19 protein-coding genes are annotated in these 21,236 nt (G+C 53.1%); 7 read left to right on the top strand and 12 right to left on the bottom strand.

The annotated features are described in order from the left end of the window. The 9 genes from ADN00_RS06620 to rfbC form a co-directional block, all read right to left on the bottom strand. Positions 1-1,509, bottom strand: a 1,509-nt coding sequence (locus ADN00_RS06620; RefSeq protein WP_160317478.1) for a glycosyltransferase family 2 protein, incomplete at its 3' end; no start/stop codon positions are given. Between the two features lie 87 nt (positions 1,510-1,596). Then, positions 1,597-2,112: a GNAT family N-acetyltransferase gene (locus tag ADN00_RS06615; RefSeq protein ID WP_075062162.1), complete on the bottom strand. Its 516-nt coding sequence runs from the start codon at positions 2,110-2,112 to the stop codon at positions 1,597-1,599. A 7-nt stretch (positions 2,113-2,119) separates the two neighbouring features. Then, entirely contained in the window at positions 2,120-3,262 is a 1,143-nt protein-coding gene (locus tag ADN00_RS06610; protein ID WP_075062161.1) for a DegT/DnrJ/EryC1/StrS family aminotransferase, read from the bottom strand. A 20-nt stretch (positions 3,263-3,282) separates the two neighbouring features. Then, on the bottom strand, positions 3,283-3,924 hold the full coding sequence (locus ADN00_RS06605; RefSeq protein WP_201781151.1) for an ABC transporter ATP-binding protein: 642 nt from the start codon (positions 3,922-3,924) through the stop codon (positions 3,283-3,285). Positions 3,925-4,034: 110 nt separating this feature from the next. Next, positions 4,035-4,766, bottom strand: coding sequence for an ABC transporter permease (locus ADN00_RS06600; RefSeq protein ID WP_236691488.1), 732 nt, complete (start codon positions 4,764-4,766; stop codon positions 4,035-4,037). Between the two features lie 115 nt (positions 4,767-4,881). Beyond that, positions 4,882-5,742 carry a dTDP-4-dehydrorhamnose reductase gene (gene rfbD, locus ADN00_RS06595; protein ID WP_075062158.1) on the bottom strand — a complete coding sequence of 287 codons (861 nt, stop codon included), beginning with the start codon at positions 5,740-5,742 and terminating at the stop codon, positions 4,882-4,884. Continuing rightward, positions 5,739-6,626 carry a glucose-1-phosphate thymidylyltransferase RfbA gene (gene rfbA, locus ADN00_RS06590; RefSeq protein ID WP_075062157.1) on the bottom strand — a complete coding sequence of 296 codons (888 nt, stop codon included), beginning with the start codon at positions 6,624-6,626 and terminating at the stop codon, positions 5,739-5,741. The genes rfbD and rfbA overlap by 4 nt, the downstream gene beginning before the upstream one ends. Further along, positions 6,623-7,705 carry a dTDP-glucose 4,6-dehydratase gene (gene rfbB, locus ADN00_RS06585; RefSeq protein ID WP_075062156.1) on the bottom strand — a complete coding sequence of 361 codons (1,083 nt, stop codon included), beginning with the start codon at positions 7,703-7,705 and terminating at the stop codon, positions 6,623-6,625. Before rfbB ends, rfbA begins: the two co-directional genes overlap by 4 nt. Positions 7,706-7,726: 21 nt before the next feature. Then, complete coding sequence (gene rfbC / locus ADN00_RS06580) at positions 7,727-8,278, bottom strand: dTDP-4-dehydrorhamnose 3,5-epimerase (RefSeq protein ID WP_075062155.1); 552 nt, start codon at positions 8,276-8,278, stop codon at positions 7,727-7,729. Between the two features lie 115 nt (positions 8,279-8,393). Between rfbC and ADN00_RS06575 the strand changes: the two genes are divergently transcribed. The 3 genes from ADN00_RS06575 to ADN00_RS06565 are packed head-to-tail and all read left to right on the top strand — an operon-like array spanning position 8,394 to position 13,166. After that, positions 8,394-9,692, top strand: coding sequence for a glycosyltransferase (locus ADN00_RS06575; protein WP_075062154.1), 1,299 nt, complete (start codon positions 8,394-8,396; stop codon positions 9,690-9,692). A 1-nt stretch (position 9,693) separates the two neighbouring features. Further along, entirely contained in the window at positions 9,694-10,788 is a 1,095-nt protein-coding gene (locus tag ADN00_RS06570) for a glycosyltransferase family 4 protein (protein WP_075062153.1), read from the top strand. A 38-nt stretch (positions 10,789-10,826) separates the two neighbouring features. Next, on the top strand, positions 10,827-13,166 hold the full coding sequence (locus ADN00_RS06565) for a hypothetical protein (RefSeq protein WP_075062152.1): 2,340 nt from the start codon (positions 10,827-10,829) through the stop codon (positions 13,164-13,166). Positions 13,167-13,243: 77 nt separating this feature from the next. Here the strand turns inward: ADN00_RS06565 and ADN00_RS06560 are convergent, their stop codons facing one another. Then, entirely contained in the window at positions 13,244-13,732 is a 489-nt protein-coding gene (locus ADN00_RS06560) for a hypothetical protein (RefSeq protein WP_075062151.1), read from the bottom strand. A 504-nt stretch (positions 13,733-14,236) separates the two neighbouring features. Here ADN00_RS06560 and ADN00_RS06555 point away from each other — a divergent pair. From ADN00_RS06555 to ADN00_RS06545, 3 genes are read left to right on the top strand one after another with little or no spacing between them, the layout of a single operon-like run. After that, positions 14,237-15,661 (top strand): efflux RND transporter periplasmic adaptor subunit, encoded by a 1,425-nt coding sequence (locus tag ADN00_RS06555; RefSeq protein WP_075062150.1) that lies wholly within the window; start codon positions 14,237-14,239, stop codon positions 15,659-15,661. Positions 15,662-15,663: 2 nt separating this feature from the next. Next, entirely contained in the window at positions 15,664-16,356 is a 693-nt protein-coding gene (locus ADN00_RS06550) for an ABC transporter ATP-binding protein (RefSeq protein ID WP_075062149.1), read from the top strand. A gap of 7 nt (positions 16,357-16,363) precedes the next feature. Further along, on the top strand, positions 16,364-17,605 hold the full coding sequence (locus ADN00_RS06545) for an ABC transporter permease (RefSeq protein WP_075062148.1): 1,242 nt from the start codon (positions 16,364-16,366) through the stop codon (positions 17,603-17,605). A gap of 98 nt (positions 17,606-17,703) precedes the next feature. On the opposite strand, the gene ADN00_RS06540 is transcribed toward ADN00_RS06545, so the two are convergent. After that, positions 17,704-18,375: a response regulator gene (locus ADN00_RS06540; RefSeq protein WP_075062147.1), complete on the bottom strand. Its 672-nt coding sequence runs from the start codon at positions 18,373-18,375 to the stop codon at positions 17,704-17,706. After that, complete coding sequence (locus ADN00_RS06535; protein ID WP_075062146.1) at positions 18,372-19,826, bottom strand: sensor histidine kinase; 1,455 nt, start codon at positions 19,824-19,826, stop codon at positions 18,372-18,374. Before ADN00_RS06535 ends, ADN00_RS06540 begins: the two co-directional genes overlap by 4 nt. 656 nt (positions 19,827-20,482) lie before the next feature. Between ADN00_RS06535 and ADN00_RS06530 the strand changes: the two genes are divergently transcribed. Continuing rightward, the gene (locus ADN00_RS06530) at positions 20,483-21,094 is read left to right on the top strand and encodes a flavodoxin domain-containing protein (RefSeq protein ID WP_075062145.1); all 612 of its coding nucleotides are present in this window, start codon (positions 20,483-20,485) and stop codon (positions 21,092-21,094) included. Positions 21,095-21,236: the final 142 nt, after the last annotated feature.

The following is a 21,236-nucleotide window of genomic DNA, read 5'->3' as shown; positions in this document are numbered from 1 at the left end:
GGGGCAGTGCAGCTCGCCGAACTCGGCCGGGTCGAAGCCCCACAGGTAGAATTCCACCTCTTCCGCGTGGCGGCGGCTGAACTCTTGCAGCTCCGCCCACAGCGTTTGCAGCTCTTTGCGCCGCGCCATGCCAGTAATCACTGCGAACTTCAACTTACGCCCGGTCGCCTTTCCGCCTTGCAAAGCGGCGGCGGGGGCAATCAGGTATTCGCGAATATTTTCGCGGAATTGAAACACTTTCGGGTTGAAGACCGCGCAGTCTTCGCTGATTTTTGTGGAATATGAAATGACATAATCGCTACCAGCAATTTCTTTGACCATGGTGCGGTAAGCGGGCGTGTCTGGCTTGAGAAAAGAATACTCTTCAGCCAGGTAACCGCGGCCAAACTGGAGCATGTTATCATCCATCAGGTAGACAACCGTTTTGTGGTCCCGGCGGGCAACCTCCATTTTGGATAAGGAATCGCCTGAAATGGTGCGGTAGAGAACCAGAGTGTCAAAATTTTCAGGATAACCGTGCTGAAGCTTGCGGTCTTCCAGAAAGAATGACGAAACCAGCGATTTATCCAGCACTTCTTCAAAATTGCGAATATGCTGGTCAACTGAAGTGGAATAATCACTTTTGGTAACCAGCAGGCGGTGCCCGCTGTCGCTGGCGGCCAGATAAGGTCTTTTCTCCTGGGTGGGGATCAGGTCCGGGTGCTGAATCAGAAACGGAAGGATGACCTTCTCACCGAGATTATTCTTTTCCAGCGGATCAGCGGTAATTTGAGTGGTATTAATCCCATACAAATCAATCGTCCCCGGTTTGAGCGCGTCCACACGATTGGTTTCGATCCAGCGCAGTTCAAAACCGAGAAAACCATTTCCCAAATCATCGCCAATCCTTCCGTTTCGGCCGGAGGACTTGCCCACCACCTTGCGGCAGGGTTTGAAGGCGAAGAAGCGCCCCATGCGCAGCCACAGGTCGTAGTCGCTCAGGCGGCGCACCAGAATGTGCGGATCGTACAGGCCGCAGGTGTCAAAGAACGCGCGCGGGTGCATCACCGCGCAGTTGGCAATCTTGTTGCTGTTCTTCAGCAGGGCGTAGTTGAACTCCCAGTCACCCAGATGCATGCGCTCCACACCGTTGGGCGTCTGTATGTCCACGTCCACGATGCCGTACACGGCACACGGTTCCGCCGAAGCTTGCAGCGTGTCGAGCATGATCTGCAGGGCGTCCGGGTACCATTCGTCGTCCTCAAACATGTAGGCCAGGTACTCACCGCGCGCCACGCGCACGCCCTGGTTGACCCTCGCCGCGGGCAGCCCGGAGTTGATGTGGTTGCGGATCAGGGTGATGCGCGCGTCGCGCTGCTGGAACTCCCGCAGCACCTCAAACAGCCCGTCCACCGAGCCGTCGTCCACGATGATGAACTCAAAATCCCGCCAACTCTGCGCCAACACGCTCTCGATGGCACGGAGAGTGCCCACGCTCTTTCTTGAAACCGGCATGAGAACAGAAACCATTGGAGACTTCCCAATGGCTGCTGAGATGGGTGGGTATAGGGCTTCGCCAGCGGTTAACGATGCGTATGGAATGGTTGGTGGCATATCCTAATCGTGGTGGGTAAAGTAAGACATTTTGGTTACTTCAGGGCCGGATTCGGTAACGATGAAGCCGGATTTTTCGTACACCCTCCGTGCAGCCTGATTGTGGGTGTAAACTTCCAGGTAAACCTCTTTCAATCCAAATTGTTCCGCCGCGACTTCTAAAACCAGTTGAGTGGCATCCTGAGCATAGCCTTTGCCTTTGGCTGCTGGTTCACCAATCATCAAGCGGCCATATTCACCTCTGCGCTGTTCCCAATCAATATCGTACAAGGCAATCTGCCCAATGGGAATACCGTCCAAATCTTTAGCTTCGATGATGAAAACAAAATCGTTATCCCGTGCCTGGTATTTTTCAAACCAGGCACGGTGATTAGCGGGTTCTATGCGGTCTTGAAAGAAGAACCATTTGCGAATGTCATCTTGATTCCGCCAGGATAAAGTCTGTTCCAGGTCTTCTTCTGCCAACAATCGCAGGCGGATGCGGTCATTCTCTGCGGGCGCAACGGTCTTCTTGGCCACAGACACCTCATTTGGACAATTGAACAAATTCAATCAGCGTATTGGCAACCCGCTGCACGTCTTGCTCGGTCAGACGCAGATGCAACGGCAGAGAAATGATCCGGTCGCTGGCGCTGCGCGCGTTCGGGCAGGTGCCGTCGGCGTATTCATACATGCGATAGACCGTGTTATCGCGGTAATGCACGCCGGGGTAAATTTTGTGCTCATTGAGATAAGACATCGCCCGGTCGCGTTCATCGACCAATACCTGGTAAAGATGCCGGGAGGGAACGCTGTCGGGGGCCATCTTGACCAGGCCAATGCGCGGTTCTTTGGCGAACAATTCATCATACCAGCCGGCAATTTTGCGGCGGTACTCATTATCGCTTTCCACATATTTAATCGACACCAGTCCCAGCGCAGCCATAATCGAGTTGCCATGGTATTTATGACCCACAAATTCAACATCGTAATACCATTTATAGGTGCCTTCGCTGGAGACGGTGCGGGAATACGTGTCCTTGTTAATTCCCAGCCAGGTCCATTTGCGCACTTCGGCGTCCAATGCTTTGTCGGAGAAGCAGATCATGCCCGAATCGGCGGTAGGGAGGTTCTTAACCGCCTGAAAGCTGAATACGGATACATCCGCCTGCCAGCCCACGTGCCGCCCGTGCAGGCGGGTGCCGGTCATATGGGCGGCGTCCAGAATCAGTTTAAGATGATGTTTCTTGCAGATTTCAACAATGCGGTCCAGCTGACCGGGATTGCCGCCAAGACCAACATACAGCACAGCGCGTGTGTGGGGCGTGATCAGCGCTTCCACTGAGGCGGGGTCCAGGCATAAGTATTCGTCCACATCCGCAAAAACCGGTTTCAGGTTTTCATAAAGGATGGCATGGTTGGAAGAAACAAAGGTCAGCGGAGTGGTGATGACTTCATCGCCGTCTGCCCAGCCGCCGTGCAGTTTGAGCAGCTTAACCGCCAGGTGCAAACCGGCTGTGGCCGAGTCGACAAAATGCGCGTTCTCGAGGCCGGTGAAGTCTAACCAGGCTTTTTCAAATTCGATAGTCTTAAACCCCAGGCCAGTCCACCCTTTTTCCAGGCAGACGCGGATTTCTTCCAGCGATTCTTCAATTCGGAAAGTTGGTACAAACAATTGGATCGGTTCCATTTTTCCTCGTTCTTATGACCTCATTTGGCTTTAGCGATTTCGGTCAGGTAATAGCTGACCATTTCTTTCGGGTCGCCCTGGTTCACCATTTCGCCTTTATGTAAAACAATCGCGTGATTGCAGATTTCTTCAATCTGTTGAAGGTTATGGGATACCAAAACCACAATTTGAGACACATTGATTAACTGCTTAATTTTTTCGGAGGCTTTCTGCTTAAAGTGCGCGTCGCCAGCCGACAAGATTTCATCCATTATAAGAATATCCGGCTCGGTCATGGTGGCGATGGAAAAGGCCAGGCGAATATACATACCACTGGAGTAGTACTTGACAGGTAAGTCAATAAATTCACCCAGTTCAGAAAACTCGATGATGGCTTTTTCGCGTTTCTGCATATCCTTAACCGAGTGCCCCAGCAGGGCGCCGTTCAAGTAAATGTTGTCCCGCCCGGTCTGCTCCGGATGAAAGCCAGCGCCCAGCTCCATCAATGGGGTTACCTGACCGGCCATGGAAATCCGCCCTTGATGAGGCGTGTAGATACCGGCAATGGTTTTCAGCATGGTCGATTTACCCGCGCCATTCAAACCCACAATCCCCAAGCGGTCACCGCCCTTGATGTTGAGAGAAATATTCTTCAACGCGTAGAATTCCAGAACTTCATCCACACGGTGATCTTTTTTGAAAACCTTATTAATGAAGGATTCTTTTAAAGACGGAGTTGGATTCCGATAGATTCGAAATTTTAGAGAAACATCTTCAAGGTTGATATAAGCGTTCATAAGCGGAAAATCAAGTCTTGCTCTTTCAAATTTAATATGAACAATCCCAACAATAAGGCCACCAGACTCAACCCCAGACAAACGCCCCAATGCGCGGCTGAGGGAATGATGGATTCATAAATGATCTTGTGGAAAAGATCGATGAAATAAAAGAAGGGATTGAGTTTATAAAAGACCTGGTAATTTTCTGGAATGATGGAAATTTTATACACCACTGGCACCAGATAGAAGAGCGCCGTAAACACGACCTGAACGATGTTGTAAAGGTCACGAAAGTAGATGGTGGCGACGCTGACCACCAGCACGATGCCCAGAACAAACAGGAATGTGATGATGATGGCAAACGGCAAAAAGAGCAGCGAAACACCAATTTTCGCGCCCAGTAAAAATGCCAGAATGAATAAACTGAACAGACTGAGCGAAAAATTGACTGCTTCGGTGGAAACGGTGACCAGGGGGAAGAGGATTTTGGGGGTGTAAACCTTCTTCAGGTACCCTTCAGCGTAGATGATAGACATGGTTCCACCGATGATGGAGTTTGACATAAGCTGCCAGGGAAGCAACCCGCTGAAAATGTAAATACCAAAATCCGCAAAAGGCACGTTGTAGATGGTGGAAAAAACGAACGCCAGGATCACCATGGTGAACAGTGGATTTATCAGACTCCACAAAAAACCTAATGTTGACCTTCTATAGCGGTTCCGAAGATTAATTCGCACGAAGTTCATTAACGCATGGCGATAGAGGATCGATTCATGGATGTTACGGGCAATAAAACTGCCGAAACGAATTTTGGAATGTTTTTCGTAAACGCGTATGTGCTGTTCTGTTGAATTCATAACTCTATTTTTTCATGGATAATCTCAGGCACGCCTGCCAGGAGGGCAAGCGAAGATCAAATGCCTGGTAAAATTTACTGCAATCCAAAGCAGAAAACCGCGGCCGGCGAGCGGGTGTGTGAAAATCTTCGCTCTTGGCGGGGTTGACTTTCACCTGATGTTGGTTCGCAATTTCAATGATTGCCTTAGCCCATTCATAGCGGCTGGTATACCCATCTCCGGCGAGATGATAGATGCCCATCAAAGACGCCGGCCATGCCTGGCTTTCCAGTCTGGCGAGCATGAGGGTAGTCATTTCGGCCATTGCGCGCGCCCAAGTGGGGTTGCTGATCTGGTCATCCACAACGGAGATTTCCGCGCTTTTCTCGGACCACGATAACACTTTAGTCAGGAAGCTGGAAGCACGCAGGCTGTACATCCAGGCCGTGCGCAGAATGAGAAATCGGTCGAAGGTTGCCTGAATGGCTTGTTCTCCCCGCAGCTTGCTCTCGGCGTAAACGCTCACCGGCCCGGGCTGGTCATCTTCACGATAAGGGCGGTCCGTCTCACCCGAAAACACATAATCCGTGGAATAGTGCACCAGAACCGATTGGTTTTGGTCGCAGGCTTCGGCCAGGAATTTTGGGCCGTCGCAATTGACCTTCATGCATAATTCCGGTTGAGATTCCGCCCGGTCTACATCGGTGTACGCGGCCGCGTTGATCACCACATGCGGCTTGAAGGAAGTTACCACGGACTGCACGCTATCGGCGTTGGAAAGATCGATTTCGGGGAAATCTACGCTTAGCAGTTCTCCAAAATAGGGCAATGTGCGCTGCAATTCCCATCCCAACTGGCCATTGCACCCAACAAGTAATATTTTCATTCCAACCTGCCCGCTCCATCATCATTGAGAAGGTCCAGCAGGTATTCGCCAAAGTCTTTTTGCGGCAGTTCTTGGGCTAATTTTCGTAGTTGGGAGGCGTCAATGAATCCCATGCGGTAGGCGATTTCTTCGGGACAGCTAATTAGCATCCCCTGGCGTTGTTCAACAGTTTCGACAAAGTTGGATGCCTGCAGCAGCGCTTCATGCGTGCCGGCGTCCAGCCAGGCCACGCCGCGGCCCAATAACTTCACGTTGAGCTGTTCGTTGGCCAGGTAGACGCGATTCAGGTCGGTAATTTCCAGCTCACCACGAGCAGAAGGCTTAAGTTCAGAAGCAATCCGCACGACCTGATTATCATAGAAATAAATGCCGGGCACCGCATAATTCGACTTGGGATTCTTGGGTTTTTCCTCAATTCCCAGCGCTTTGTAGTTTTCATCAAAATGCACCACACCATAGCGCTCAGGGTCTTTGACCGCGTAGGCGAAGATCACCGCGCCGCTTGTTAATAATGCCGCTTCGCGCAGTTTTTCGGGCATGCTATGACCAAAGAAGATATTGTCACCTAACACCAGGGCGACTTTATCTTCTCCAATGAAATCCTTGCCAATGATAAACGCCTCAGCCAGACCACGCGGTTCGGCTTGTTCCGCGTAGGAGAAAGACAATCCCCACTGTTTACCATCCCCCAGCAGACGTTTGAATTGGGGCAGATCATCGGGGGTGCTGATAACCAGAATTTCGTGAATGCCAGCCAGCATCAGCATCGACAGCGGGTAATAGATCATGGGTTTATTAAACACTGGCAGTAACTGCTTGCTCACCGCGCGTGTGATCGGATACAGGCGCGTGCCTTTTCCACCAGCCAAAATAATACCTTTCATTGATTTCCTCCCCGTTTTTCATAATTATTGTCTAACCAGTTTTGAAACTCATCGTTTTTACTGATCGCTTGCAGCCATGCGGTGTTATTAAGGTACCAATCAATGGTGGCTTCCAGGCCAGCTTTTAAGTTGTGCCGGGGTGCCCAGCCCAACTCGGTATTGACCTTGGTGATATTGATCGCGTATCGCCGGTCGTGCCCGGGGCGGTCCTTGACGAAGGTCTTAAGTGAGGCATGCGGGCGGAAGGGAGATTGCGGCAGTCTTTCATCTAATATGGCACAAATGGAATCCAGCACCTCCAGGTTGGTAGGTTGGTTATTGCCTCCAATATTGTAGGTTTCTCCGACTTTGCCAAATTTCAGCACCCGCCAGATGGCCTCACAGTGGTCTTCTACATACAACCAATCGCGGATCTGCTGGCCATCTCCATAAACGGGCAAAGGTTTGCCCATCATGGCGTTGAAAATCATTAGCGGAACAAATTTCTCTGGGAACTGATAAGGGCCATAATTGTTAGAACAGTTGGTCAACGAGACCGGCAAACCATAGGTATGGAAGTATGCCCGCACCAGATGATCACTGGAGGCTTTGGATGCCGAATAAGGGGAATTGGGAGAATAAGGGGTGGTTTCTTCAAAAGCTGGGTCTTGCGGAGCCAACGACCCGAACACCTCATCGGTGGAGACGTGGTGGAAGCGGTAACCATCCAAGGTTGAAGCACCCGTCAGCCAGTGCTTGCGGGCAGTTTGCAAAAGCTTAAACGTGCCGATGATATTGGTTTGGATAAACGCCTCTGGACCCAGGATGGAGCGGTCTACATGCGACTCAGCCGCAAAGTGGACCACCGTATCGATGGCATGCTCACTGAAGATGCGATCCAAAAGATCGGCATCCCCAATATCCCCATGGATGAACGTGTGCCGGGTTGGGGAGGGGAGGTTTTTCAGATTCTCCAGGCTGCCCGCGTACGTGAGAAGATCAAAGTTGTAAACGTGTACGTCTGGCTCTTTTTCGAGCAAAAAACGCACAAAGTTAGACCCAATGAAACCGGCACCACCTGTTACAAGAATGTTCTTCATAATCTCCCTCAGTCCGTCCGCTTAAAAGTCGAATTTTTCAGCTTCCGCAAACAGTTTTCCAGCCTGGTCTTTGGCAGAAAGAATGGGCTGCGCCCCAGCGGCGATTGGCCATTGAATGCCAATTTCCGGGTCGGACCACAGCATGGAGCGGTCATATTGAGGGGCGTAAAAATCGGTGGCTTTATAATACACTTCCGCCCACTCACTGATCACATAAAACCCGTGTGCGAATCCCGGTGGAATCCACAACTGGTGTTTGTTTTCCGAACTTAAATATCGCCCCACCCATTTACCAAAAGTGGGGGAGTGCTTGCGTAAATCCACAGCGACGTCAAAGACCTCGCCCGCAATTGCCCGCACCAGTTTACCTTGCGGGTGCTGGATCTGGTAGTGCAACCCGCGCAAAATATGTTGGGTTGATCCCGAATGGTTGTCTTGAACAAAAGCCAGGGAGATGCCCGCGGCTTGAAATTCTTTGGCCTGGTAAGCTTCCATAAAGAAGCCCCTCTCGTCTTTATATACTTTTGGCTCGACCAGGATCACCTCAGCGATTTCGGTTGCGGAAAAATTCATGGCTTGTCCATCATTTGAGGAAAAGAATTATTTTTATTCAAAATTCAATTTTACCACTAATTGAATTATGCCAAAAATCAAAGCAAGACCATCAATACAGCCAATGGAATATGGTATGATTTTTAAGATTTATCACCTTACTCTTCTACGTCCAATTCAAATTTCTATGAATGTTCTAGCCATCCTTCCCTCGGTGATCCCCTCCACGATTATCTATACCATTAAGCCCCTGACGGACCTGCACCGGCGGGGAATGTTGAAGGCGCGCATCCGCTTAGAGTTTCTAACCACCCGCAAAGATCTGGAATGGGCAGATGTTGTTCTTTTCATTCGCAATTATGAGTGGAGTTTGGGTTGGATGCTGGATGAGCTGAACAAACTGCAAAAGCCCTTTCTATATGATCTGGATGACAATTTCTTCGCGGTGCCGCTCGAGTCCAGCTTTGGCCAATATCTTAACCACCCGGCACGAAAAGCAATGATTGAACGCTTGCTGACGCAAGCCGCGCTGGTGCGGGTCTATTCCAAACCTTTAGTAGAGATTTGCTCAGCGTATAATCCAAACGTGCGCTTGATCAACGGCCCATTTGACTGGTCATTGGTAACGCCGCGCGGCGACGAAGAGGCTGTTCAGGGACCTGTGAAAATTGTATACGCCACCAGCCGCTCCATTGATGACAACCTGGGGGCTGTTTTTTTCCAGGCGCTGGATCAAATTCTGGAAAAACACGGTGATCAAGTGGAAGTTCATTTCTGGGGCAGCAATCCATTTGCCGGCCGGCAAGATGAGCGCATCTTCTTCCACCCATTCATGCGCGATTACGACCAGTTTGTGCGCGCCTTTTCTGCTGGCCGGTACGATATTGGCCTTGCCCCGCTGATCAATGATATATTCCATCGCTCCAAAACCAATATCAAATACCGCGAGTACAGCGCCTGCCGCATCGCGGGAATTTACTCTAATGTAGATGTCTATTCTGATCACATCCAGCATGGGCGCAATGGCTTGTTGGTGGAAAATGACACCCAAAGCTGGTTTGAGGCCATCGATTGGCTGGTTGCGCACCCACTGGAGCGCAGTCAAATCGCCGAAGCCGCCTATTCCGACGTTCTTACCCGCTATTCCAACCAGCAGTTTATTGACGAACTGTACGGGCATCTTCAACTTGCGCGCTCCCTGCCTGTTCAGCCTTACCAGCCCCAACCTGGCGCTGAATCTGCTGCCATGAGTTCGATGCCCGCAACCCAGGCCGGGAAGCCTCTGCTGGCAAAAATCTTGCACAAAATCCGACAGGCCTTTGTAAACGGCCAGATCAAAGCATTTTTTCAAACGCTTTCCAACTACCTCAAGGGTTTGGTTCACATCATCCTGATTCAATCCAGAATTACGCTGAGTGGACTGCACAGAAAGTAATATGCCGCCGGTCAAGAAGATCCTGTTCTTTGTTCCCTGCACTCCGTACTTTCCCAGTGGAATTGTGCGGGTGGAGCAGTTTTTCAACCTGCTCGAAAAGGACGGTTACGCTTATGAATTGCTCAATATGATCCACCCGCGCTCGCAAATGTTGCTGGAACGATTGGATCGTTCCGCGTGGGGAAAGCAAAAGATCACCGATTTCGTTATTCGCGTGGCCATACATCTGGTCTTTTTACCTTACCAGTATCTTCAAATGCTAAAGGTGGCGGCCCAAGCAAACAAGTTCGATATCATTTTTATCCAATCGAACCTGATGCCAGCCCCAATTGTGGATTTCATCCAGCGGAAAAACCCGCGCATCATTTATGATTTTGACGATGCGGTTTTTTTACGCAACCAGGCTCGCGCCATTCACATCATTTCAAAGGCATGGAAAGTATTCGCGGGCAGCCACTATAACCTGGATTTCGCCCGCCGCCATAACCCGGCTTCCATTCTCATCCCCAGCGCGGTCGATCTGGCGGAGTATCCACCGCTGACTGCGAACCCGGAAAGGTCAGACCCCATCCGCATTGGCTGGATCGGCGGCGCGTCCACCCTAAAATACCTGCGCCACCTGGTCGCTCCTTTGGAAAACCTGGCCCGAAAAGGATATCACCTGCAGTTTCTGATAACGGGATCGCGGGGCAGTGAGAAGCTTATCCCGCGCGTGGAAGGAGTGGAACTCAAGGTTATCGAAGAATACACCCATGCAGAAATTCCCTCTCTGGCCGATAAGATGGATATCGGTGTTATGCCACTGGATGACGGCCCTTGGGAAAAGGGCAAATGCGGGTTAAAGCTGCTGATCTACATGGCCGCCGGTAAGCCTTGCCTGAGCAGCCCCGTTGGTGAAAACCAGATCATCATTCGGGATGGAGAAAATGGCTTCCTGGCCAGCTCTGCGCAGGAGTGGGAACAACAGCTGGAAGCGCTCATCTCGAACCCCGACCTGTACCAGCGCATTGCCCGCCAGGGACGAAAAACAGTTGAAGAGCACTATTCTGTGATGAAGGTCTATGAGATGATTCGCGCAGAGCTGGTTGACGCGTAACTACTGGTAAGATTGAACGTAACCGGAACAGGGATATTATGAAAAACACTTTACGTATCCTTTTCAGTATCGTGCTGACAGCGGCTTTGTTGCTGGCAGGTTTCCCATCGCTGCAATCCATTCACGCGGATAGCGAATCCGCTCCCCCAACAGCAAACACAAACAGCACCCCAATCTACACGGGGTTCAACGAAAACCCAGGCACCGCCAAAGAGAAGCTGTCCACAGAATTTTGGTTCACCTGGTACGACAACAAAACCATGTCTTCATGGATTTACATCGCCAACCCCAGCAGCAACCAGACCGCCAGCGTTGAGGTCTATATAGGCAATACGCTGCGCGGCACCTATTCCATCGCGCCCGGGAATGTAACCAATGCACGCTATTACAGCAGCGGGGTGGGGATTCAGGATGGCCCGGTGCGCGTGGTCAGCACCAACGGCGTCAACATCCTCGCCAGCCAGCGGGTAAATTTTCCCGACACATCTCCCACCGGATACAACGAGATCATGGGCTTTATCGCTCAAGACATGGGAACTGAATTTTGGTTCCCCTGGTACGACAACAAGACCATGCTGTCATGGGTGCTGGTGGGCAACCCCAGCCAATCGCAAACAGCCCAGGTCGAAATCTATGTTGGGAATGTCTTGCGCGGAACCTATTCCATCCCTCCCAATGGCCGGGTAACCCCGCGCTTTTTTGAGAACGGCGGCACCTCTGGCACCGGCCTGCAAGATGGCCCGGTGCGCGTGGTCAGCACCAACGGCGTTACCATCTTCGCCAGCGAGCGCGTTCATTTTAAGGGCGCGCCCCAAACCGGCTTCAGCGAAGTATTAGGCACACCAGTTGGCAAAATGACCACCGAGTATTGGTTTCCCTGGTACGACAACAAGACCATGCTTTCGTGGGTGCTGGTGGGCAACCCCAGCCAATCCGAGACCGCTCAGGTCGAAATCTATGTTGGGAATGTCTTGCGCGGAACCTATTCCGTCCCGCCTAACGGCCGGGTAACCCCGCGCTTTTTTGAGAACGGCGGCACTTCCGGCACCGGCCTGCAGGACGGCCCGGTGCGCGTGGTCAGCACCAACGGCGTCACTATCTTCACCAGCGAGCGCGTTCACTTTCAGACCTCGCCGCAAACCGATTTCAATGAGATCATGGGGCTGTCTCCCAGCCAACTCAGCACCGAGTTCTGGTATCCGTGGTACGACAATAATTCGATGCTTAACTGGGTACTGGTGGGCAACCCCAGCTCAACCGAAACAGCCAATGTAGAAATTTATATTGCTGGCGTGCTGCGCGGCACCTACAGCATTGGGCCGGGCGCGCGTGTAACCCCACGCTTTTTCGCGAATGGGGGTACCTCGGGGGCAGGGCTGGTGCAAGGACCGGTGCGCGTGGTCAGCACCAACGGCGTGAAGGTCTTTTCCAGCGAGCGGGTGCATTTTGCCGAATCTGTGCTGGTGCAGTCTCCGCCGCCTCCGGCATCCAGCTACTACATTAAAACCGTCAGCCCAGATGCCATGTTTGACCTGGGTTGTGAAAAAGGCACCTACGATCTGAACACCCCCGGCAAACAAGACAGCCTGACCATCCTGGCTTTTGGGAAGCCGCGCGAATTGTCGCCTGGTGTCTACGGCGCGCGCCTCTACGGACCGCTGGGACCGGTCACTAACAGTCAAATTCTGGAAGGGGTGAAAGCGTATGGATTGGGGTACAAGGCCTGCGTGGGCAGCGATACCGTCTCGACCCTGCGTGTGGGCCTGGGCACCAGTAATTACGTCTACCCCGGCGAAGAGAACCAGGTTACCTACGGTCACGGCCAGGCCTGGGCACAGCTGGTGAATGACACCAACCAGTATTTCATCAACACCGGATTGTATGGGCAGGTTTCCTTCGTGGGAGCCAGCGACATGGAGCTGAGCTGGAATTCTCCCTCGGTAACTCGCGGCTGGGTGGACGGCTATGATTCAAGAAACCAGTACCCGCTGTATAACTTTGGCGCGGCGGAAGGTTGCCCAACCCGCCTGGCGCCAACCTACAACTGCGCCAATGGCTGGCAATTGGAGGATGTGTGGTACATCTCCTATGGAAATGGCGCCTCATACCCGGTGCCCGAAATTTATGCCACAACGGGTATCAACGCCCGGCAGTGGGCCTGGGTGAGCGTGCACGGCTACCTGGCGCACCAAATGCCCATGTACTTCACCGGCGTGATGACGCAGTACGAAGCCTGCCTGCAACGGGGCGGCTGCAGCGGCATTGACAATACCCCGGCGATGGGCTGGCAGCAAATGTACGACGAGCTTAACCTCGACAGCCGCATCGCCCAAAACACGTTGCGCTGGTCTACCGATATTGAGTGGTACGGCGAATAAACCCTTTGAAACCCGAATTAAAAGGAAAAGGAACTGGCAATCATCTGCCGGTTCCTTTTTTGATCGCAGGGCCGGCATTACTCAGCCGGGTTTACGCCTTCAGGGTTGGTATCCGGCTCAGGGCTGGCTTCTTCAGATTCCACTTTCACCACACTGCGCAGCTGTTCTTTCAACTGCGCGATTTGTTCGGTGATTTCGCGCATGCGGTTGAACAACGCCTCATTGGCCTTAATGCCTTCATTAATGAGGAAAGCGGCACTTTCTGAGCGGCTCTTGGTAATGTCCGCGTCTACCATCATGTCCAGGTGCTTAAGCGCTTCATCATTGACCCGCACCATCACCACGTTGGCGCGCTCTTGTAAAGCATTGTTCAACGCCTGTCCAATTGTCTCCACCTGCTTCCAGGCATCTTGTAACGCGCTTTTGGCAGGCTTGGATTTTGACGCCGGATTTGAGCTGGTTTGAGGCTGCTCTTCCGTTTGGGAATCGTGGGCTTCCACGTCCACAATTTCAGGGATCTCTTCTTGCGGGGCTTCGGAGACCGGTTGAATGATGTCTGGTTCCATATCATCCTCATATATATTCTGTAATTTGTAATTCGTAATTATGTTATATGTTAGCACAAAACAATCGCGAAGTCAACCAGCATGGATAGGGGAGGGGGGTGCGGAAAAAATACTGCTTCTATTCCAACCACAGCAGACTTCGCCAGAATGCACAAGTTGAACGGTATGCAGAGAGCTCCAGCGACAGAGGACGAATAATGGATAACAAAAAACACAACTCGAATAGGAAAACCAGAACATGCGGCAAAAAATGACGGCGTCATTAGATGACCGCCATTGACCCATCCCACGTAAAAATTTGGATCAAATCAGTGGGGGAGACGACCTATTGCAGAACATTATTTCTAATCTTTATGATGTTGATAACTTATATTATACACAACAATAAAAATAACCCGATTCAGCCCTGGGATGGTACCAAAACGCGCCTCCAGAAGCATGCTCTTTCCCCGGCGCGCAGGTATAGTTGTAGCGATTAACGTATCCTTCTTTCGTAGAGGTCGCATGAAGAAAAAAACCTGGCTCATTTTTGCGGGCGTCGCTCTGGTCGCTTTGGCCGCGTTTGTGTTTTTCCAATTCCAAAATTCGCAGAACAGCCTCACCGCTAATCTGCAGCTCGTTACCGTGGAACGCGGTGATTTGAGCGCGGAAATCGGCGCCACCGGCACCGTGCGCGCCAACCAGACCGCGCAGCTTGTCTGGTCAACCTCTGGCATAGTGGATGAGATCAACGTCGAACTTTCTCAATCCGTCGCTGCCGACCAGGTGCTGGCCAGCCTGAGCCGCGGCTCTCTCTCCCAATCCATTATCCTTGCCGAAGCCGACCTGGTGAATGCCCGCAAATCGCTGGAAGATCTGCAAAACTCATCCACGCAAACTGCCAAAGCCAAACTTACCCTGGCTCAGGCTCAAATTGCCTATGAGGACGCGCTGGAAGACCTGCAGTCGAAGCAGTTTCAACGCGCCAGCCAGGCAACCCTCGACGGCTTGAAGGCCGACCTGATTCTGGCTGAAAACACGCTGGACTCAGCCGAGGAGCTGTTTGAGGGCGTCGCAGACCGCGCAGAAGACGACCCCATCCGCGCTACGGCGCTCAGCCAGCTTTCCAACGCGCGCAAAGCCTATGACCGCGCCAATTACAACTATGAATACGCCAACGCCCTGCCCGACTCGGATGAAGTAGAAGAAGCGCAGGCCAAGGTGGACGTTGCCAAAGCCAACCTGGAAGACGCAGAGCGCGAATGGGAGCGCGTTAAAAACGGCGTTGACGCGGATGAGATTGCCGCCGCCAAAGCGCGTGTCGCGGCCGCCGAAGCCACTTTGGACATGCAATATATCCAATCCCCTTTCAGCGGCACCATCACCGCCATTCATAACAAAGAAGGCGACCAGGTCAACCCCAATACTGCCGCCTTTCGCATCGATGACCTTTCAAAATTGCTGGTGGATGTGAATCTCTCCGAAATTGACATTAATCAAGTTACAATTGGACAATCCGCGCGCCTCACCTTTGACGCCATCCAGGGGAAAGAATACCAGGGAGAAGTCGTTGAGATCGCGCGGGTCGGAACCACCACCCCCAATGGGGTTGAATTCCAGGTTACGATTGAACTGTCCGAAATCGATGACGCCGTTTTGCCCGGCATGACTGCCGCCGTGGATATCATCACCAAGCGCATCGACGATGTGCTGCTGGTGCCCAACCGGGCTGTGCGGCGCGTGGACGGCAAGCAGGTCGTTTATCAACTCATCGGCGGTGAAATTGTGCCGGTCGAAATTGAAATTGGCGCGTATGAAGAAACCTACAGCCAGGTGATTTCTGGGGACATCCAGGAAGGTGAGCAGATTATCGCCAACCCATCTTCAGATATCTCATTTACACCCGGCTCTGGCGGACGCGGGATCATCATGGGCGCACCATCGAGGTAGAAATGATTGAGAGTCAACCAAACAACGATGTGATCATTGCCAACGATTTGCGCAAGATCTACAAAATGGGAGAAATTGAAGTCCGCGCGCTGGACGGCGTTACCTTCAATATCCAAAAAGGCGAAGTGGTCGCGATCATGGGACCGTCTGGTTCCGGAAAATCAACGATGATGAACATTCTGGGCTGCCTGGCGCTGCCCTCCAGTGGAGACTATATTTTGGACGGCGAGCGTGTCTCTGACCTGGACGACGATCAGTTGGCCGATATCCGCAACCGAAAAGTGGGCTTTGTTTTTCAGAGCTTCAACCTGCTCTCCAAACAGACCGCCCTGGCGAATGTGGAGCTTCCCATGCGCTACGCGGGCATCCCGGCCAAAGAACGGGTAGACCGCGCCACCGCCGCCCTCTTCGCCGTGGGGTTGGGCAACCGCCTGCACCATAAACCCACCGAACTTTCTGGCGGCCAGCAGCAGCGCGTAGCGGTAGCCAGAGCGCTGATCAACGACCCGGCCATCATCATGGCCGATGAGCCTACCGGCAACCTCGATTCCAAATCTGGCGTTGAGATTATGGACCTGATCCTCTCGCTTAACCGCGACCGGGGCACCACTATCATCATTGTTACCCACGACCCCCGCATTGGCGAACAGGCGCAGCGCGTGATTCGCCTGGTGGACGGCCGCCGGGTGGAGTAAGCCTGCCATGAACCTAAAAAACATCGCGCCCGCTTTCATTGAAGCTCTGGAAAGCCTGAATGCCAACAAAATGCGCTCCGGCCTGACCATATTGGGTATTGTGATCGGGGTGGGCGCTGTCATTGCCATGCTGGCGTTGGGCGAAGGCGTGCAGGCCAGCATCACCGGCGAGATCAATTCGGTCGGCTCAAATTTGATATTTGTTGTCGAAGGCAACCAAACCGAAGAAGTGCGCAACGCCCGCCCGCTGACTCTTTCGGACGTCAAAGCGATCAGCGACCCGTACCAGGCCCCCTCTGTACTGGCTGCTGTGCCGGCAGTGTCCGGTTCCGTTGAAATCAGCTACAGCGGTGTTACCGAGCAAAGCAGCCTCACCGGCACGCTGCCCGAATACCAGCAGGTGCGCTCTCTGGAACTGCTCGAAGGTGATTTCATCACCAGCGAGAACCAGAACGGCATTGCCTCGGTGGCCGTGATCGGAGTGGATGTAGCCGATACCCTTTACGGCCGCCAGGAACAGGTCGTAGGCGAAAGCATCCGCCTGAATGGCCAGCTCTTCCGTGTGATTGGTCTGCTAAAATCGCAGGGCGGCAACGCCATGGGCAGCCAGGATAACATTGTCATTGTGCCCTTCAGCACCGCTCAGTCCCGTTTGCTCAGCCGCGAAAACCACGAACAGGTGGATGTGATCTACGCCCAGGCAATTGACGCTGACAGCACGACAGCGGCCGTCAGCGAGATTACCGACACGCTGCGCGCCCGCCACCGCCTGAGTGTTGAAGACCCGGACGACTTTACCATTTTTACTCAAGATTCTTTCCTAGACATGGCCAACACCATCACCAGCACCGTGATTATCTTCCTGGGTGGTGTGGCGGGCATCTCCCTGCTGGTGGGCGGAATCGGCATTATGAATATCATGCTGGTTTCGGTTACCGAGCGCACCCGAGAGATTGGCCTGCGCAAAGCGCTGGGTGCCAAAAAGTCCGATATTATGATCCAGTTTCTGATCGAATCCGGTTTACTTTCGTTGTTGGGCGGCATATTGGGAATTCTGTTGGGCGCGCTGCTGTCCTTCGCGGTCAGCCAGATCGCCAACGCGGCTGGCACGCCGTTGAATCCCGCCATGACTATCCAGTCGGTGCTGCTCGCCACCCTTTTCTCTGCCGCGGTGGGCATCTTCTTTGGCATTTACCCGGCCAACCGCGCCGCTTCCCTGGAGCCGGTAGAGGCCCTGAGGCACGATTAATGGTTTGCAATTAATCAATTGAACAAGTTTTAACCAAAAAACGAAGGCGCTTGTCATCTCACGATCACAAGCGCCTTATTTCAACTGAATATCTTCGATTATCCTTGTTCGCGGCGGACGATGCCTTCCCGCCAGGCGAAGACGGCCGCCTGGGTGCGGTCGGCCAGGTGCAGTTTGCTGAGAATATTGCTGACGTGCCCCTTGACCGTCTTTTCGCTCAGCACCAGCCGCTCGGCAATCGCGGCATTGGAAAGCCCTTCGGCAATTAACTTGAGCACTTCCTGCTCCCGTTCACTGAGCGTCGCGTAGGGGTTCATTTCCCTGTCCGGGTCTTTCCGCAGCTCCTGCATCACCCGCGTGGCCACCCGCGGATGGATCACCGCCTCGCCGCGCGCCGCCGCCCGCACCGCGTCTGCCAGCTCGCCGGGTTCCACGTCTTTCAGCAAATACGATAACGCCCCGGCCTTGATCGCCGGGAAGATATGCGTATCCTCATGATAAGAGGTCAGCACAATCACCTGCGAGCGTGGGCTGACCTTGCGCACGCGCCAGGTAGCCTCCACCCCATCCATGCCCGGCATGATCAAATCCATTACAATCACATCGGGAACCAGGCTTTCGGCCAGGCTGACGGCTTCCAGCCCCGAACCCGCCTCGCCAATCACTTCCAGATCGGGTTGGGCATTGAGAAAGGAACGCACCCCATCCCGAACTATGGCGTGATCGTCCACCAGTAAAACGGTAATCTTTGGCTGCTGTTGTCCGGTCATGCTTGATCTCCTTGCGGAACTTGAAGGGAAAGAACGGTGCCGGTGCTGGTGCTGCGAATGTTCAACTTCCCTCCCACCGATTGAATTCTCTCTTGCATTGATTTTAACCCCATGCCTTTACTCACCGCGTCCGGGTCAAAACCGTGGCCGTTGTCACGAATACTGACTTCCAGGCAGCCCTCTTTGAAAACCAGAGCCACACTCGCCGCGGTCGCCTGGCTGTGCCGCGAGATGTTGGAGAGAGCCTCTTGCGCCACACGGAAGACAGCCTGGCTGGCCTCTTCGCTCAGGCTGCCGTCACCTTCCACCTGATAGATCGCGGCCACGCCGCTGTGCTTTTCCCATGCCTTCAACTGCTCGCGCAGCGCCTCAACCAGACCGCGCTCTTTCAGTTGAATGGGTCTGAGCATCTGAATCAGATTGGAAAGTTCTGCCTGAGCCTGGCGCGCCAGCGCCTTGGCCGACTGAAGCTGCTCCAGCGCCGCCGGGGCATTATTGCCCCACAGCGACTCGGCCGCGCCCAGATTCATGCTGATGGCGAACACCTGCTGCTTGACGCTGTCGTGCAAATCGCGCGCCAGGCGGTTGCGCTCTTCCAGCGCGGCCAAATCCTGGCGGTCTTTGAGCAGGTTTTCAAACTCAACCACCATGCGGTTGAGATCGCCCGCCAGTTCACTGATCTCATCGCCATGCCGGTCTTCAATGCGCACAGAAAGCTCACCGCGGCCCCAGGCACTGGTGGCTCTGGCCAGATGGTTCAGCCGGTTGGTGATCCCGCGCGCCATCAGCAGCCCAAAGACACTGCCCATCAACAGCGCCAAAATGGAAAACAAAATCAGAGAAGAGAGAAACACGCGCACCACCGCCGCCGCCGATTCCCAAAAGGTTGGCCGCTCCAGCTGAATGAAAACCACACCCACCACATCCCCCTGAAAAAAGACAGGGATGGCAAACGAAAACGCGCTCATGGCCTTGATCTTATACAGGTTGCCTTCCTCTTCGATCCCCATCAGCGCGTTTTCGATCACGTTCAACTCATCCGCAGCAACGGCCTGGAAGATGCTGGTCGAACGGGGGAACAAGTCCGGCCGGCTGGATTCAAGGATGGTTCCATCGGGGGCTAACACCGTTAAGGAACTGCGTTCCGGGTTATACGCCAGCCCGCCGCCGAACAACAGGTCTTGCCCCATCACACTCTCCACCCATGCTTGCACTTCCTCACGCTGCACCGGCTGCGCGGACAACGCCGGCACCAGCGCCTGCCCCGCTATACGCATATCGCGGATCAAATCGAAGGCGACCCCCGGGTGCACATAACCCGGGCGAATGCTTAAGGTCAGAATAAACAGAATTTGCAGCACCAGCAGCGAAGCCACTGTAACCAACATGTAGTTGAAGGTCAGTTTCCACTGCAGGCGTTGAAAAGACTGGAAAAAGCGTTTAATGTTCATACCCTCTTATCAGTTGCTTGAAATCGATAGCGCGTTATTTGATGATAGCGGTAAAACCAATAATTTCTACCCGTCTCGAGATTGGTCCCCTGCCCTACTCGGGTCGGGAATCAAACTCGAATATAGTAATATTGTTCTATTTTATTCTCCATCACGCGACTCAAAATTAGTATAATATTGAAAAGCCACCCGGTGTCAAAAAAGGAACCATGTACAGCGAACTGGCCGAATCAGTGGAACAATTTTTGGCAAATATCACACCGCAGACCCTGGAGGGTGAAATTTGCAAATGATCGCGCACAGCGCCCGACCCCGACGGCGGGATCGACGCCTACCGCCTGGTTCGCCATTTACTCGGCCGGTCTGACCTTAATAATATCCAGACCGGTTGGGCTTAACAGCGCATTCGACCAGTGCTTAAAGAAATTAAACAAATCCCTTCCCTGGTGCTTTTGATCGGAGACCGATGACCAAGTGACGCGGTCTGCCCGGCGGGAAGAGACACGTATCGCAATTAAGGCGTAGAAAAACGGCTGTTCGCTCTTTGCAGCCTGGCTGCTGTTTTTTTTCTATGTGTTTCCCACGGATCTTCACATTTCTTACACAATCTTTTCCTATGATCATCTCGTACTCATCCATTTACCTTAGGAGAAAGAATGACCAACAATTCAAAAATTCTCGTTACCTATGTGTCCAAATCCGGTTCCACCGCGGAAATCGCCCGGTTTATCGCCCAGCAGGTTGAGCAAGCCAGCCGTGCCGCGGTCGACGTGCTCCCCATGAGCGAAGTGAGCAGCCTGGAACCGTATGGCGCTGTCATCACGGGCGGATTCTTGTATCGCTTTGGCTGGCATCCTCAGGCGCAAGAATTTGTAACGCAGTATCAAGCCCAACTCAAAAAGCGCAAAACCGCCTTCTTCGTTGCCGGCATGGGCCTGATCAAGACCGCAGAATGCGACCAGTCCCCCTTTCCACTGTTTTTGGATGCCAATTTTGTGCGCCAACCTTCCCGGCCTGGCCATCTGAACGCCCTGGAAAAGCAAATGACCCTTCCGAATTACATGAAAGACACACTGCCCATTTTGGCTGAAATTCACCCGTTGAGCGTGGGGTTCTTCGGCGGCAAGCTGGATATGCAAACCCTCTCCTCCGTCGAGAAAATGATCTTGCGCGTAATTTGCCTGCTTACGGGCGCGAAACCCGGCGACTACCGCAACTGGGACTTAATTCAAACCTGGGCCGGTCAGGTCGCCGCGAATCTGGCGTAACCCAAACCAACCCACCTGCGTCAACCGGCTTGTTTCTGGCAATGGGAGTGTCTTCACCCCTGCGTGAGAAGCAAGCCGGTCTATTGCGTTTTCACCCATTCGCGGGTATAGTGGATGTGATATTAGGATAACTTTATCGCTT

Origin of the sequence: Ornatilinea apprima (assembly GCF_001306115.1) — a bacterium.
GTDB lineage: Bacteria > Chloroflexota > Anaerolineae > Anaerolineales > Anaerolineaceae > Ornatilinea > Ornatilinea apprima.
Note: the sequence above shows the minus strand (reverse complement) of the source record. Positions and strands in the feature narration are given on the sequence as shown.